General features: G+C 45.3%; 10 protein-coding genes. All 10 read left to right on the top strand.

What is annotated here, in order from left to right; all coding sequences use genetic code 11:
* Positions 1 to 6: 6 nt before the first annotated feature.
* The gene (locus AC0TWI_RS16485; RefSeq protein ID WP_488127436.1) at positions 7 to 888 is read left to right on the top strand and encodes a carbohydrate ABC transporter permease; all 882 of its coding nucleotides are present in this window, start codon (positions 7 to 9) and stop codon (positions 886 to 888) included.
* Between the two features lie 36 nt (positions 889 to 924).
* The gene (locus tag AC0TWI_RS16490; protein ID WP_488127437.1) at positions 925 to 1,773 is read left to right on the top strand and encodes a carbohydrate ABC transporter permease; all 849 of its coding nucleotides are present in this window, start codon (positions 925 to 927) and stop codon (positions 1,771 to 1,773) included.
* Between the two features lie 9 nt (positions 1,774 to 1,782).
* The gene (locus AC0TWI_RS16495; RefSeq protein ID WP_488127438.1) at positions 1,783 to 3,825 is read left to right on the top strand and encodes a YIP1 family protein; all 2,043 of its coding nucleotides are present in this window, start codon (positions 1,783 to 1,785) and stop codon (positions 3,823 to 3,825) included.
* On the top strand, positions 3,812 to 6,178 hold the full coding sequence (locus tag AC0TWI_RS16500; protein WP_488127439.1) for a DUF5696 domain-containing protein: 2,367 nt from the start codon (positions 3,812 to 3,814) through the stop codon (positions 6,176 to 6,178). The genes AC0TWI_RS16495 and AC0TWI_RS16500 overlap by 14 nt, the downstream gene beginning before the upstream one ends.
* Positions 6,175 to 7,032: a carbohydrate ABC transporter permease gene (locus AC0TWI_RS16505; protein WP_488127440.1), complete on the top strand. Its 858-nt coding sequence runs from the start codon at positions 6,175 to 6,177 to the stop codon at positions 7,030 to 7,032. Before AC0TWI_RS16500 ends, AC0TWI_RS16505 begins: the two co-directional genes overlap by 4 nt.
* Positions 7,033 to 7,048: 16 nt before the next feature.
* Positions 7,049 to 8,038 (top strand): carbohydrate ABC transporter permease, encoded by a 990-nt coding sequence (locus AC0TWI_RS16510; protein WP_488127441.1) that lies wholly within the window; start codon positions 7,049 to 7,051, stop codon positions 8,036 to 8,038.
* Between the two features lie 44 nt (positions 8,039 to 8,082).
* Positions 8,083 to 9,513: an extracellular solute-binding protein gene (locus tag AC0TWI_RS16515; protein ID WP_488127442.1), complete on the top strand. Its 1,431-nt coding sequence runs from the start codon at positions 8,083 to 8,085 to the stop codon at positions 9,511 to 9,513.
* 89 nt (positions 9,514 to 9,602) lie between these two features.
* Positions 9,603 to 11,480 (top strand): arabinan endo-1,5-alpha-L-arabinosidase AbnB, encoded by a 1,878-nt coding sequence (gene abnB, locus AC0TWI_RS16520; protein WP_488127443.1) that lies wholly within the window; start codon positions 9,603 to 9,605, stop codon positions 11,478 to 11,480.
* A gap of 15 nt (positions 11,481 to 11,495) precedes the next feature.
* Positions 11,496 to 13,781, top strand: coding sequence for a beta-L-arabinofuranosidase domain-containing protein (locus tag AC0TWI_RS16525; protein ID WP_488127444.1), 2,286 nt, complete (start codon positions 11,496 to 11,498; stop codon positions 13,779 to 13,781).
* Positions 13,782 to 13,798: 17 nt separating this feature from the next.
* Complete coding sequence (locus AC0TWI_RS16530) at positions 13,799 to 16,603, top strand: alpha-L-arabinofuranosidase C-terminal domain-containing protein (RefSeq protein WP_488127445.1); 2,805 nt, start codon at positions 13,799 to 13,801, stop codon at positions 16,601 to 16,603.
* The last annotated feature ends 16 nt before the right edge of the window (positions 16,604 to 16,619 follow it).

The raw sequence follows: 16,619 nt of genomic DNA on the forward strand, positions 1-16,619 counted from the left end.
TTGTCAATGCAAGAGAAAAAAAGAACACCATATCTTTTTCTGCTTCCATATATTCTATTGTTTTTAGCTTTTATCATCATCCCAATCATAATGGCAATCTACTTGTCATTTACCAATTTTAATACTATTGAAACACCGGATTTCGTCGGGTTTCTCAACTATATCAATTTGTTGACGCAAGATGAGATCTTTATGCAATACGTACTGCCGAACACCGTCCTGTTTGCGGTCATTGTCGGGCCAGGCGGGTATATCTTATCCTTTTTGCTCGCCTGGTGTTTGGCTCAGGTTCCAAAGATTCCAAGGACGGTCCTTGCTTTGATTTTCTACTCCCCCTCCATGACTTCAGGGGTAGCAATGGCTGTACTATGGAAAATCTTATTCAGCGGCAACCAGTCAGGATATGTAAACAGTCTCTTGATCAAAATGGGTGTGCTCACCGAGCCGATCATTTTCCTGCAGGACACCCGCTTCATCATGCTGATTATGATTATTGTCGCTTTATGGAGCAGTATGGGTGTCGGATTCCTAGCTATGCTGGCAGGCGTCCTGAATGTGGATGAAACCTTGTACGAAGCGGGAGCAATCGACGGAATTAAGAACCGTTTCCAGGAATTGATCTATATCACGATTCCTTCGATGAAACCGCAAATGCTCTTTGGAGCTGTTATGGCGATTGTCAATACATTTTCGACAGGGATCATCGGAGTCCAATTGACCGGCTCGAACCCAACGCCGAATTATGCGGGACAATTAATTGTTAACCATATTGAGGACTATGGCTTTATCCGGTTTGAAATGGGTTATGCTGCGGCAGTTTCCGTTGTCCTGCTTCTCATTATTTACTTGTTCTCCGCAATATCCAAAAAATTATTTAGCGAAGCCTAAGAGAGGATTGATGATATGGCACTAAGAGGAAGTGGTATGAACCCTCGGAAATTTCATAAAAGCCAAATCAAATTTTATCTAGTGCTGCTTCCTTTTGCGTTATTTATGATACTGCCAATCCTATTTATCTTTAACCATGCCTTCAAGCCGATGGATGAATTGTTTGCTTTCCCTCCTACATTTTTTGTGAGGAAACCAACGTTTGAGAACTTTGATGCGCTTTTCTCAATGGCTACTTCATCGGGAATCCCTTTGAGCCGTTATGTATTTAACAGTATCATTGTGACGCTGGCTGTTGTTATCTTGTCGGTCATCATTGCAACAATGGCGGGTTACGTCTTATCTAAAAAGAACTTTAAAGGGAAGAAAACAGTATTTGAAATCAACAACGCAGCACTGATGTTTGTTCCGATTGCTGTAACGATACCGAGATATTTAACAATCGACTTTCTCGGAATTGACGATACATATTGGGCGCATATTCTGCCGTTATTGGCGATGCCGGTCGGGCTTTTCCTGATCAAGCAATTTATCGATCAAATTCCTGATTCATTGATCGAAGCAGCCGTAATGGACGGAGCAAGCGACTTTAAGATTTATGTGCGGATCATTCTTCCGCTAATCAAGCCGGCAATTGCGACTGCCGCATTGCTTGCTTTCCAAGCGGTATGGAACAACCTGGAAACCTCGACGCTTTATATTACCAGTGAAAATCTGAGGACATTGGCATTCTACATGAACACGGTATCACTGCAAACGAACGTAGTCGTCGGTCAGGGGATGGCGGCTGTAGCTTCATTGATCATGTTCATACCGAACTTGCTGTTGTTCGTTTTCCTTCAGAGCAGGGTCATGAATACAATGTCACACTCGGGGATTAAGTAGGTGGCGAAGATGAAAAGGAAAAAAATACAAATCCTCATAGTCAGTATGTTTCTGCTGCTTCTGTCCAGTGTGACTCCTGTGTCAGCTAGTACGACAGCATATAAAACGTATACGGAAGACGGTTACGGCAATTATGTGGAAACCCAGACCGCCTATACAGTAAAAGATTCAATTGTGAAATTTGATGATACGCTCTTTTCCCAGGCATCCGATCTGAAAATTGATAAGAATGGCCTGCTCTATGTTTCTGATTCAGGCAATCACAGGATCATCGTCGGCGACCCTCAAGGAAAGCTGATTAAAATCATCGGTGAAGATATCCTCAAAAAACCGAACGGAATTTTTGTAACGGATGATCAAAAGATTTATGTGGCGGACGAAGCAGCAGCAAAAGTGATCGTCTTCTCGTTTGATGGAGAGGTGCTCGCCGAATACCAAAAGCCGGACAGTCCCCTGTTCGGGAAAACGGCCACATTTGTTCCGGAAAAAGTGGTCGTTGATAATAGGGAGAACATTTATATCATTTCGCGGGGAAATTCCAATGGTGTTATCCAGATAAACGCGAAAACCGGTGAATTCCTTGGCTACTTTGCACCGAACTCAACTAGGGTCTCGCTGTTGACTACGTTCAGAAAAGCGTTTTTTACAGAAGAGCAATTGAAAAAGATGATTGACTCCATTCCTGCCACTGCGGGGAATATGACAATCGATGAAAAAGGCCTGATCTACACGGTTTCACAAGCAGAAAAGCAAGAGACATTGAAGAAATTGAATATGGCAGGCAAAAATATTATCCACACAAATGTCTATGATCCCTTCCCTTCTTCGGTGGCTGTAGGATCATTGGAAAATATATTCGTTGCCAGCAAAGATGGTTTTGTTTACGAGTATACAAGTGAAGGAAATCTATTGTTCGTCTATGGCGGCAGTGACGATGGAAGACAACGGGTCGGATTGTTCAAGACAATTTCGGCGATCGCATTGGATTCACAAGATCAGCTCTATATTCTGGATGCTGAGAAAAATGAAATTCAAATCTTCGAACCGACCGAGTTTGCCAACCTCGTCCATAAGGCTCTGAAACTCTACCAAAATGGAGATTATACAGCGAGTAAAGAGCCTTGGGAAGAAGTACTGCGGATGAACAGCCTTTTCGACTTTGCCAATCTTGGCATGGGGGAAGCGTACTTTAAAGAAGAAAATTATGACCAGGCATTAACCTCATACCGTCTTGCAAAATATAAAAGTGGCTACTCCGATGCTTTTTGGGAGATTCGAAACAATTGGTTACGAGAACATATCATAACAATCCTATTGGCAGCGGTTGCTGCTTACGTACTTTTGAAAATTGCCGCATTCTTTAATAGAAGAAAGCAATTTGTCAAGAGAATTAAGGAGCGCTATTTTCATTCCTTTCAGTTCACATTGGCAAAGCAAGTATGGTATGTAAAATCGTTCATCCGCCATCCGATTGACGGTTTTTATGGGATCCGCAATGAGAAGAAAACGAGCAATCGTTCCGCGACGGTACTTTTGGTGATTTTCTTCATCATTTATATCTGTGACCGGTATTTTTCAGGATTTATATTTCGAAGGGTACAAGACGGGATGTTCTCGCTCGGAACCGACTTTGCCACAGTCTTTGGTCTGTTCCTGCTGCTGATTATCTCAAACTATCTCGTATGCACGATCAACGATGGGGAAGGCCGTTTCCGAGATGTTTACAGCGGGTTCATTTATTCCTTGGCACCGTATTTCTTCTTTAAACCGCTTGTCATTCTTGGAAGCAATGTTGCCACTTACAATGAACTGTTTCTGATAGATTTTGCAAACTACTTCATCTATGGGTGGGTAGCCATTTTACTCTTCCTGATGATCAAGGAAATTAATAATTACGGCGTAAAAGAAACGTTTAAAGTGATTTTGCTGACGATGTTTACGTTGCTCATTGGACTGCTGTTGCTCTTTATTGTCTATGTATTGGTTTCACAAGTGATATCATTTGTAGTTTCCATCTTTAACGAGGCGGTGTATCGAATTGAACAAAAGTAAATTATCCATACTTAAGCTCAGTTTATTCGTTATAACGATGGGATCACTTATATATTTGATGTTCTTCTACAAAGCCGATACTGGCAAGGACAAGCAGACAGCAAGCAGGCCTCCTGCAGCTGTGACAACTGCGAAAACAACAACCTCGGCCACCCAAAAGACCGAGACACAGCCGCCGGCAGGAGCGGATGGCGGCATCGCGGCAGCACCGATGGCTGATATGGAAGGGAAAGAGAACCGTGTGCAAACTGTGGAATCTTCCCAAGCGGAAATAGATGGTCATCGCTTCCTCACGGAAAATGCAGAATATGAATTGTATTTAAAGCAAGAGAACCTATCCGTTATTGTCCGGAACAAGAATACGGGTGCCGTTATGTACTCGACTGTAAAAGACCCTGCCAAAAGCAACGAAGAGTGGACCAATTTTGTTCAATCAGGAATTGTAATGGAGTATTTGGTAGGAACCAACATAGTAACGTACAGGGCTGACATGTATTCGGGTGACCCGGAAAAGGATGTAAAGATAAAGGATGACGGCTTTATAGCAACTGTTTCCTATCCAAAACTAGGTATCTCTTATCTTGTCGATGCCACTTTGACAGACAGCGGCCTCCAGGTTGAAATACCGAAGGACAAAGTCGTTGAAACAAACGATATGTACAGAGTGTCCGGCTTCTATGTATATCCGTTCCTGGGTTATTCCCATCTTGGGGAACGGCAAGGGTATATGTTCATTCCGGATGGATCAGGTGCGCTCATTCATCTCAAGGATAATAACGGAAAATATAAGCAGCCTTATTCGGAAATGGTATATGGCTCTAATCCCGGCATCGATGATTCCTATGTATTATCCCTGTTTAACAAAATGAACCCGGTGAACGATCCGGAGAAAATACTGGCACCAGTGTTCGGCATGGTTCAAACCGATTCTAAAATCGGATATTTAGGAATCATTGAGGAAGGCGACGCGAGTGCAAAGATTGAAGCATATCCAAGCGGGGCCATCCTTCCGTATAACTGGATTACATCCAAGTTCATTTATCGGCAGTTCTATAATCAGCCGACAAGCAAAGATTCAGGGACAATCGTCATCAGGCAGAAGAACAAAAACAACTTCAATATTAAAGTCCGCTATGACTTTGTTTCGGGTGAGCAAGCTGATTACACAGGGTTGGCGACAACTTATCGGGATTATTTGCTTGGTGAGGAGCTCGTAGTGAAAAAGGACGATCCGGAGTTTAATGCCCGTGTGGATCTGCTGGGGGCAGATAAAGAGAATGGCCTCATCTCTAAAAAATCTGTTCCAATGACAACATTCGGACAGGCAGGCCAGATATTTACGAAGCTCAAGAAAGAGGGAGTAGAAAATATTTTGTCCATCTATAAGGGCTGGCAGAAAGACGGTGTATACGGAGGGCTGCCGATCGCCAAATTCAAAACCGACTCCTCATTAGGATCGGTAAATGAGCTGGCTGAACTGATTGACAAAAGCAAAAAACAGAATGTGGAATTGTATCTGGACCAAGATGCGTTGAGAATCAATGCGGAAGAAAACGGAACGTCAAATTATAAAGTGATGAAGAAATTCAATAAGAGAACGCACACGGAAAAGGTCTATGGAAAAGTATATAAAGAGTTGAACTATCTCGCTCCTTCATCTTCGGTTGCTGTTTTAAAAAGGATGGAAAAGGAATACACGGACAACAAAATCGAAAACATCATGGTAAGCGGCATCTCGAATACTTTGTTCTCCCATAGTCAGAGCGGGAAGGAATATGACCGGGTCAGCACGAGGGAAGTGTATGAATCGATTGTAAAAGAGTATAACCAAAGTTTCGATCTATTGTTGGAACAGCCTTACTCCTACTTCTGGAAATATACAGGCGCGATGATCGACATGCCGGCTGCGTCATCTGATTATGTCTTTACGGATGAAAGCATTCCATTTTATTCAATCGCATTAAAAGGGATCATGCCGATGTATTCGGAATATGTCAACTTCCAGGCGAATCAGAAGGAATTTTTCCTGCAGCTGGTGGAACAAGGTTTGCTGCCTTCCTTCTATATTACACATGAAGATCCGGCGAACCTGTTGAATACAAATTCCTCGGACATTTACAGTTCCAGGTTCGACCGTTATGAAGACACAATCGTTTCCTATTATACAGATTTAAAGAAGGTACATGATCAAACAAAAGGCGCTTTGATTGCAGACTATGAACGGATCAATGGTGTAACAAAGGTAACCTATGATAATGGTACTGTCGTGTACGTGAATTACACGAATGATGATGCTGCAATCAACGGTCAGACAATTGGAAAGCTGTCCTATAAGGTGGTGCAAACCCGTTGAAACTAAAGCGCAAAAGTCTCTATGGCTATCTTTTCATTTCCCCATGGTTAATTGGATTTATCGGGTTGGTCATCTACCCGCTATTTCAATCCTTTTACTATAGCCTAAATAGTGTGAGAGTTACCCCGACAGGGATGACTCTCCGCTATGTAGGATTCAATAACTTCCGTGACGTTTGGCTGAAGGATATGTTCTTTATCCAGGAATTACTGGCGTTCACAATGGATACGATTTTACGCGTTCCCGTAATTGTCGTCTTCGCTTTGATGATTTCCCTGTTATTAAATGAAAAAATCCACCTTAAAGGATTTTTCCGGACGATTTTCTTCTTGCCGGTCATTGTTGCCAGCGGTCCGGTCATCAGCCAATTGACGGAACAGGGTGCAACGACAATTCCGATGGTGAACCAGGATTTGATCATGTCGTTACTTGGGCAATTTCTACCGCTCTGGATGGCGGATGTCATCGGTGGGGTATTCGGGCAAATCATCATCATTTTATGGTACTCAGGCGTCCAGATTCTTCTGTTTCTGGCTGCCTTGCAAAAAATCGACCGAAATTTATATGAAGCTGCGAAAATCGACGGCGGCTCCGGCTGGGAGTGTTTTTGGAAAATTACATTGCCGACCATCATGCCAATCATCCTATTAAACATGATTTATACGCTCGTCACATTGGCGAACAGTAACCAGAATAGCATCATCAGCCTCATTTACAGCAACATGTTCAATGCGACGAGAGGTTATGGCTTTGCTTCTGCAATGGCATGGATGTATGCGTTGATCATCGGAATCTTCCTGCTATTGATCTTTGTCATCTTCCGGGAAAGAAAACCGAAACGAACATCAATCTAGAAGGGAGGGCGACCTGATGATCCAAAAAACGGAAACACTCGTAACCGAAAAGAAAAAAGTGAACGTTCGTGAAAAGACGGTCATGGCAAAAGACAAGGTTAAAAAGATCATGTTTGGGATGAATGAGGAACGGGGCGTTCTCGTTAAACTTATCACGTACATGCTATTAATCTGTATCGGATTTGTATACCTCTACCCGTTGCTGTACATGTTTGTCACGAGCATGAAATCCTTGTCGGACCTGTTGGATACATCGATAAAATGGCTGCCGTCTTCGTTTTACACGAAAAATTACCAGCAAGCCTTTTCCGTAATGAATTTGCGGGAAGCATTTATTGGAAGCACGCTGATTGCGTTGATTCCCACCCTTTTGCAGGTCGCAGTTTGTTCACTCGTCGGTTATGGATTTGCGCGGTTTGAATTCAGGTTCAAAAACTTGCTCTTATTCCTGATGGTTTTCAGCTTCGTGCTGCCGCCGCAAATCCTAATGATGCCGACCTATAGCTTATTCAACAACTTGGGATTGACCGGCTCTATAAATGCCTTCATTATACCGGCACTCTTTGGGCAAGGGCTGAATAGCGCGATATTCATTTTGATTTATTACCAGTTTTTCAGGCAAACACCGAAGTCACTTTTTGAGGCGGCGGAAGTCGATGGGGCGAACCAGTTTACAAGTTTCTTTAAAATTGCCTTGCCAATGGCTGTCCCGGCGATCATCGTCTCCTTCCTGTTTTCCTTTGTATGGTATTGGAACGAGACGTACCTCACAACCCTTTATTTGCGTGGCAGTTCCAATATCACGACGATTCTAATCGAGCTTCAGCAGTTTGAAGACAATTACAAGCAAATGTATCCAGTTGAGAATAATGGGCCGAATAAGATCAACGAAGGAATCAAGATGGCAGGGACAATCATCAGTATCCTTCCATTATTGATCACGTACTTCTTTTTGCAGCGCCACTTTGTTGAAAGTGTTGATAACACAGGTATTACCGGTGAGTAATCATCGTACTATACACATTCCAGTAAAAAAGAGGGGGAAAAGAAATGAAGCAGAGTCGTTTGTTCAAAGGGATTTTATTCAGTATTCTTCTCGTCGTGTTCGTAGCTGGCTGTTCTGATAAAGGAAAGCCGAGCAACAGTGAAGCAACGACAAAGTCGGAAAAGAAAGAGCTTGAGCCTGTAACAACAGAAGAAATCACCTTGACGTATGCATCCTGGATGCATCCTGCCTTGAACGAATTCCTGGCCGGAAAATTTATGGAAAAATACCCGAATATCAAGGTTGAACTTGTTCCGCTTGAGCAAGAAACATGGAATGACGGCTTGACAAACTTGGCTGGCACAGGGAAACTCCCGGATACCTTCTGGTACTTAGGGAACGTTGATGTACCGCTCCGCAATGGCTGGTTGGGCGACATGACAGACTACTTCGATAACGATCCAGAGAGCGAGAACATTTTATCGACATTGAAGGATCAAGGCCGCTTTGACGGAAAAACGAAAATGGCAGCACCGACCAACTATTATCCGTATACGGTGTTCCTGGATGAAAACCTATTTAAGAAACAGAACGTGGACATGCCTTCTGCAGATTGGACATACTCCGAAATGATAGATCTGATGAAGAAAATGACGATTCCCGAGCAAGGAATTTACGGCTACAACACCTTTACAAAATTGGTAACAATGGCACCAATCGTAAATAATGACGCCAACGGCGAATTCGGCTGGGACGGCGAAAAATATGACTTAACAAAAGACTGGGCCGATGCCTTGCTGACAAATGCGGAATTTGTGAGAAGCAAGGTCCACGCACCATTATTTGATACAGATGAAGCAGAAGCTGCATTCGGTGACCGCTTGCTATGGTCTGCAAGTTCTGGAAAGCTAGCTATCCAATTGGATGCCTGGTGGACAAACAACCTGTTCGCAACACCTGAGTTTGTCGACAAGGGGATGAAGTGGGTTCCGTATCCTGTTCCGAAAGGTGACAATGCAAAAACCAACCATAAGCCGGCATTTATCGATTTTGGTTCCATTTCCTCTGCAACAGAGCATCCTCGAGAAGCCTATGAATTACTGAAATTCATGGCTTGGGGCAAAGATGGCTGGGAAGCAAAGCTGGAGGCGTTTAAAACATTGACGAATGAAGATGGTTCACCGACATTTGTCTTCCCTGACAGCATGCCGATTATTAGTGACCAAGACATTTGGGATGAATACGCGGCACTTCTCCCGGAAGACCACTACTATACAGATTTCTTGGATAGAGCGAAAGAACCGATTCCTCTTGGAGGCGCTTCGCAGCCGGGCTTCCAAACATTCTTGGATGAAGTCTACTTCGGCGGAGAATATGGGGATGTAGAAGCGGCAGCAACCGATGGAACTGTCAATCCGCATGATATTGCAGCGGATTTAACAGAAAAAATCAACCAATATCGTCAAGACGCAATGGCTGAACTGTTCCCGGAATAAGTTCTGGCAGTGACGAATCATACGCATACAGAGGCAGCTGATATTTATTAGCTGCCTCTTTCATTACAAGAAAGAAAAGAGGCGGAAGAATGAAAACATCGATCAGGCGAAAATCGGCATTCCTTTTCCTTTCCACTCTATTGTTATTGCCGTCTGTCTTAGCGAATGCTGAAGCAAAAGCAGATTCTGCGGATCCACCTGTATTTCAGAATGTCTCTGTCCATGATCCATCCGTTATCAAAGCAGGGGACACCTATTATGTATTCGGGTCTCATCTAGCGGCTGCAAAAACAAAGGATTTCATGCAATGGACGCAGATTTCCGATCGGGTCAGCAATTCCAATCCTTTGATTCCGAATGTGCATGAGGAATTAAAAGAGGCCTTTGAATGGGCGGAATCGGATACGCTTTGGGCACCAGACGTTATTCAATTAGAGGATGGGAAATTTTACATGTACTACAATGCGTGTAAAGGAGACTCCCCTCGATCGGCACTAGGAGTGGCGATTGCTGATAGGATCGAGGGACCTTATCGGGATGCCGGCATCTTTTTAAAATCCGGAATGTGGGGAGCGGAGAGTCCTGACGGAAAAGTGTACGATCCAAGGATTCATCCGAACGTCGTTGACCCGCATGTTTTTTTCGACAAGGAAGGAAAGCTGTGGATGACGTATGGCTCCTATTCCGGTGGAATTTTTATTATGGAAATGGATCCGACAACCGGTAAACCCTATCCAGATCAGGGATACGGAAAGAAACTGCTTGGGGGAAACCACAGCCGGATTGAAGGCCCGTACATCATGTACAACCCGGAAACGGATTTCTATTACCTGTTCCTGTCCTATGGCGGTTTAGATGCAAACGGTGGGTATAACCTGCGGGTGGCCCGCTCGGAAAATCCTGATGGCCCATATGTTGATGCGGAAGGAAACGATATGATCGGTGTTAAAGCGAATCCGGCTTTGCCGCTATTCGATGACAAATCAATCGAAGGCTCCGGCGTAAAATTGATGGGGAACTTCCTCTTCGATCATAAAATCGGCGATCAGCATCAAGGGGAAGCATTAGGGTATGTGTCACCGGGACACAACTCAGCCTATTATGATGCAGAAACCGGAAAGCAATTTTTGATTTTTCATACCCGATTCCCAGGGAAGGGTGAAGGGCATGAAATACGTGTCCACCAAATGTTCATGAATAAAGAGGGATGGCCGGTCGCAGCTCCTTTTCGCTATACAGGTGAAAGCCTGTCAAAGGTTACGGAGAAAGATGTGGCTGGGTTGTACAAAATGGTGAACCATGGCAAGGATATTTCTGCCGATAGTAAGAAATCCAGTTTCATTGAACTTAAGAAAGATGGCACCATTGCAGGGAGCGAAAAAGGTACATGGAACATCCATGATTCAAATAAATTGACGCTGCATATCGGTACTCAGACATATGAAGGGGTTGCTGTCCGCCAGTGGGATCCGGCAACGGAGAGCCATCACATGGTCTTCACTGCCCTTTCAAAAGAAGGGGTTTCTGTTTGGGGGAGCCAGACGAAAGACGATGGCCGCACAGACAAAGAAATTGTAAGCGCTGCTGTAAAGGAATTAACGGCCGGATACAATAAAAATCTGATTGCGGACATTGAACTGCCAACGGAAGGGTCGATGGGGACAAGCATCAAATGGTCATCTTCACATCCGGACATCCTGTCCAAAGACGGGAAAGTGGCCAGGCCGGCTTCGGGAGCCAAAGTCGAAGTGGTGTTGACGGCGACCGTGGAGAAAGGGAATGAAAAGGACGAAAAAGAATTCAAGGTCTATGTTGTTCCTTTGAAAGTAACGAAAGAGGAAAAGATCGAGACGGAAACGATGGCACAAGAAAAGAATGCGACCCCGGTTTGGTTCGTGGTCGGCGGATTGTTCATCGTTGTAATGCTGCTCGTATCTTATCGGGTGTTCAGGAAGAAAAGAGGGTAACCGGGAGGGCTTCTTATGGAGAAGGTAACGTTATTGGATGGGATTTTTAAGCAATCCCAGGAAAAAGGAAAAGAGTACTTGCTTTATTTGGATGTTGATCGCTTGGTCGCGCCTTGCTATGAAGCAGCAGGGCAAACACCGAAAAAGCCGAGGTATGGGGGCTGGGAAGAAAAGGAGATTGCCGGGCATTCGATCGGCCACTGGCTTATGGCGACCAGTGCGATGTATGCTGCGGATAAAGACGAAGAACTCAAGCGTAAATTGGACTATGCCGTAAGTGAATTGGCAGAGATTCAAGCATTTGACGAGGACGGATATGTCAGCGGCTTTCCCCGCGGCTGTTTTGATCGGGTATTCAGCGGCGAATTCCAAGTGGATAATTTCAGCCTCGGCGGTTCATGGGTACCGTGGTACAGCATCCATAAAATTTATGCGGGCTTGATTGATGCGTATACATTGACTGGAAACCAAAATGCCCTGCTAGTCGTTAAAAAATTGGCAGATTGGGCTGTTAATGGGCTGCAAAGACTGACAGATGAACAGTTTGAAAGAATGCTGATATGCGAGTACGGCGGGATGAACGAAGCGATGGCGGATCTTTATACCCTTACAGGGGATTCCAGCTATCTGGAACTGGCGAAGCGCTTCTGCCATAAAGCATTACTGTCGCCGCTTGCAAATGGTATCGATGAAATGGAAGGAAAACATGCCAACACGCAAATCCCGAAAGTGATTGGCGCTGCGAAGCTTTATGATATCACGGGTGAAAAACAGTACAGGGATATCGCTGAATTTTTCTGGAATAATGTAACAGCGCATAGGAGCTACGTGATTGGCGGAAACAGCAATGGCGAGCATTTTGGCATGCCAAACAGCGAAGAGCTCGGCGTGACAACAGCAGAGACTTGCAACACCTATAATATGATGAAACTGACCGAGCTTTTGTACAGCTGGGAACAGAAAGCGGAGTATTTCGATTTCTATGAGCGGGCGCTGTACAACCATATATTGGCATCTCAAGATCCTGTTTCAGGAATGAAAACTTATTTTGTTTCAACTGAGCCAGGCCACTTTAAAGTCTATTGTTCTCCCGATAATTCCTTCTGGTGCTGTACAGGTACAGGAATGGAAAATCCAGCCCGCTATAATCGAAGCATCTATCACTGTGATGAGCGGCGTTTGTTTGTGAATCTATTCATTTCCTCCAGACTGGAAGATCCCGATCATCAATTGTCGCTTGTACAAGAAACAGCATTCCCTGAATCGAATCGAACGAAATTAACGTTCCATGAAGATGCAGGAGGAGTAATCGAGTTGCTCATCCGTGCGCCTTATTGGCTGTCCGGAGAGATGAAAATAAAGATCAATGGAGTTTGGGATGAAACAAAATCTGCAAAAGGGTACGTTTCTATCAGCCGGGATTGGAAGAAAGGCGATGTCATCGAGATTGAACTTCCGTTAAATCTACATTTGTACGAGGCTAAGGATGATCCTGATAAGAAGGCGATCCTGTACGGACCCATTGTATTGGCAGGTGCTTTAGGCCGGGAACATTTTCCGGAAAGCGATATTATCGCTGACCACCTGGCTTTGAACAATCATCAACTGATCCCAGTCCCTGCTCTTGTGACAGATGAGAAGGATGTGAATTCATGGGTCAAGAGGGCCGGCGAATCGTTGATCTTTGAAACCGGGGCGATTGGGCAGCCGGGCAACGTAAAGCTGACGCTCATTCCCTTTTATGCCCTTCACCATCAGCGTTACACACTGTATTGGAAAGTGTTGACGGAGGAGCAGTACACAAATGTCCGAAACGAGGAGAATGATGAGCGGACTAAACTGCGGCAGAGGACATTGGATGAGGTCCAGCCGAATGAGCAGCAACCGGAGATCGAGCATGAGTTCAAGTCGGCCAACTCACGGTCTGGCTATTTAAATACCGTACATAGAGGGTGGAGAGACTGCATCGGCGAAGGTGGCTTTTTCAGTTATCGGATGAAGGTGCAACCAGAGCAAGAGAACGTACTGCTTGTCACCTACTATGGAAGTGATACAGCTATCTACATTGACGGCGTTGAACATGAGCGCGAATTTGACATTCTTATCGATGGAACCGCCATCGCGAAGCAAATAGTAAGAAGTAACAAGCCAGGCAAACTATTTGATGTAGTCTATGAAATTCCGTCTTCCCTGACAACAGGCAAACAAAAAGTGGAAGTGAAATTCCAATCGCAAATCGGAAAAATAGCAGGCGGAGTGTACGGAATAAAGACGCTGAAACATTATTTGGCTCATAAGTAAAGGGGGGTATAAGCTACATGCCTAAGCAGAGAAAAGGCTGGGCACTGCTGCTTGCCTGTCTGATTATAGCAGCTGGCAGCCTGGCAGTATGGAAGGAGTGGCGAGGGCCCGGGATTGCAAACGAATCGGATGTCGCAAAATCCGTTCTGAAAACGGATGCGGGGAGCGGGAGTGATCCGGAGTCCGTGACAACGATAGCAATCCAGGCGAATCAACATTCCCATAAAATCAGTCCGACATTATACGGCCTTTTCTATGAAGATATCAATTATGCCGGGGATGGCGGATTATATGGAGAACTTATCCACAACAGGTCCTTTGAATTTAGAAGTCCTCTCTATGCGTGGACAAAGTTTTTTGAGGGCGGTGGGCAAGGAGAGATTACGGCGGCAACAGAGAACCCGCTGAATCCAAATAATCCCCATTATGCCCGGATTGACGTGAAAACGCCTGGTGAAGGAGTAGGAATTGTCAATACAGGTTACAAGGGAATCGGTGTGCAAGAAGGAGAACGATATGACTTTTCCGTCTATGCAAGAAGTTCCGGCCGCACAAGCGGGCCGATAGAGGTCTCTTTGAAAGGGACAGATGGGGCAGTTTACGGCTCCTGTGAAATCATGGGAATCGCGGAGGAGTGGATGAAACACAGCTGTTCGCTTGCATCCGGGAAGACAAGCGGGAGTGCCCAACTGGCGATTGCCGTGAAGGAAGCCATCACTGTCGATATCGATATGATCTCTCTTGCTCCGGAAAAAACATGGATGAACCGGGCGAATGGGCTAAGATACGACATGGCCGAAATGCTCGATGAGCTCAATCCGTCCTTTCTGCGCTTTCCGGGAGGCTGCATTGTCGAAGGCGGAGCGGTTGAGAACCATTATGACTGGAAAAATACAATCGGGGATGTCACAGTACGCAAAACCAAGCCGAATCAATGGGGAGAACACTATTATCAATCATTCGGGCTTGGGTTTGATGAATACTTCCGACTGGCCGGCGATTTGGATGCAGAACCATTGCCGATCGTCTATGCAGGAATCACATCTTGCAGCGCAGCACCGCCGAAGGTTCCGATGAACGATTTGCAGCCCTATATCGATCATGCGCTCGACTTGATTGAATATGCGAACGGAGATGCAAAAACGACGACGTGGGGGACGAAACGGGCGGAAAACGGACATCCTGAGCCGTATAACCTTACTTACCTGGGAATCGGCAACGAACTGTGGGGAATTGATTACTTTGCCCGATATAAGAAATTCCACGACGCGATCAAGGAAAAGTATCCTGACATTCAATTGGTGATGAGCGCTGGAGCATTTCCGGATGATGCAGCTTTTCACCAGGCCTATGAATGGCTTGGAAAAGAAGGGAATGAAACGGATCTCGTCGATGAACATATGTATCAGACACCAATATGGTTCCTCCAAAATACGGAACGGTATGACAGCTACGACCGGAACGGCCCGAAAGTATTCGTTGGAGAATACGCGGCCCACGGGGAAGGCCGCCGGAACAATATGGAGGCCGCTTTGGCAGAGGCAGCCTTCATGACAGGCCTTGAACGGAATTCCGATATCGTTGCCATGGCCTCATATGCGCCACTGTTCAGCCGCACCAACTACACGCAATGGACGCCTGATCTGATCTGGTTCAACAATACCGAGGTAATGGGCACACCGAATTACTATGTTCAGCAGCTGTTCGGAAAAAACGTCGGAGACTATGTGCTGCCGCTCCAAATGAATAGTACAGGCAGCAGCAAAGAGAACATAGCCGGCTCTGTCCTTCTCGGTTCCTGGAACACCCAAGTGGAGTATGAGCATATCACGATTGAGAGTGAGGATGGCAAGACGCTGTTCCAGGATGATTTCAAAACGAAAGAATCGATGGAAAACTGGACCGCTTCCTCAGGAAACTGGAAGGTCACCGATGGGAAAGCAAAGCAAATATCACAAATGCCCGACAGCCGCCTCGTTTTAAACAAAGGGGAAAAGTGGACGAACTACACGATTAAGACAAAAGCGAGAAAGATTCGCGGAGAAGAGGGGATGCTGATCGGATTTGGTGTAAAAGACAGTGACGAACTGTTCTGGTGGAATATAGGCGGCTGGGGAAACACCAGATCAGCCATTGAAAAAACGACCGCCAGCGGAAGAGCGATTATAGGCAAATCGGATTTTACCCCGATCGCTGCGAATACATGGTATGACATCGAAATCAGGTTGAATGGCGACCAAATTCTCTGTTATTTGGACGGAAAGCTGATTCATGAAGTGAGCGGAGGAAGTCCGGCTAATAAACTATTTGCCACCGCCACCGCTGACGACACTACGGGTGAATTGATTTTGAAAGTCGTAAATCCGTCGGAAGAGTCTCAACCATCCGAAATTCGTATTGATGGTATGTCTTTTATTGATGACGAGGCAAAAATGTTTGTGCTTGAATCCGATCATTCAAAAGCCGAAAATTCTTATTCGGCACCAGATCATGTTTCACCTGTTGAATCGACGTTAACCGGAACCGGGCGAGAATTTTCCCATGAGTTTCCGGCTTATTCTGTCACTGTCCTGCGACTGCGAACAAAGAAAGAGCCGATTGTCGACAGCATCCCGCCGGTGGAGCGAACGGTACAGGTTGGCGAAGTTCCGGAATTGCCGCAAACGGTCAGCGTGAACATGAGCGACGGATCCGTAAAGGAATTTGAAGTCGAATGGAAGAGTGCGGAACCAGAGCAATATGCTTCTCCCGGATTGCTCAAGATCAAAGGAACCGTAGAAAGCACAAAGATCAAAGCAACGGCGATGGTTTCCATCCGATGAATGAACGGTTTATTGA

The organism is Lederbergia sp. B243.17 (assembly GCF_057657925.1).

Coding starts and splice junctions, on each gene's coding strand:
- AC0TWI_RS16495 (WP_488127438.1), top strand. CDS start 1,783: ATGAAAAGGAAAAAAATACAAATCCTCATAGTCAGTATGTTTCTGCTG.
- AC0TWI_RS16485 (WP_488127436.1), top strand. CDS start 7: ATGCAAGAGAAAAAAAGAACACCATATCTTTTTCTGCTTCCATATATT.
- AC0TWI_RS16490 (WP_488127437.1), top strand. CDS start 925: ATGAACCCTCGGAAATTTCATAAAAGCCAAATCAAATTTTATCTAGTG.
- AC0TWI_RS16510 (WP_488127441.1), top strand. CDS start 7,049: ATGATCCAAAAAACGGAAACACTCGTAACCGAAAAGAAAAAAGTGAAC.
- AC0TWI_RS16525 (WP_488127444.1), top strand. CDS start 11,496: ATGGAGAAGGTAACGTTATTGGATGGGATTTTTAAGCAATCCCAGGAA.
- AC0TWI_RS16530 (WP_488127445.1), top strand. CDS start 13,799: ATGCCTAAGCAGAGAAAAGGCTGGGCACTGCTGCTTGCCTGTCTGATT.
- AC0TWI_RS16515 (WP_488127442.1), top strand. CDS start 8,083: ATGAAGCAGAGTCGTTTGTTCAAAGGGATTTTATTCAGTATTCTTCTC.
- abnB (WP_488127443.1), top strand. CDS start 9,603: ATGAAAACATCGATCAGGCGAAAATCGGCATTCCTTTTCCTTTCCACT.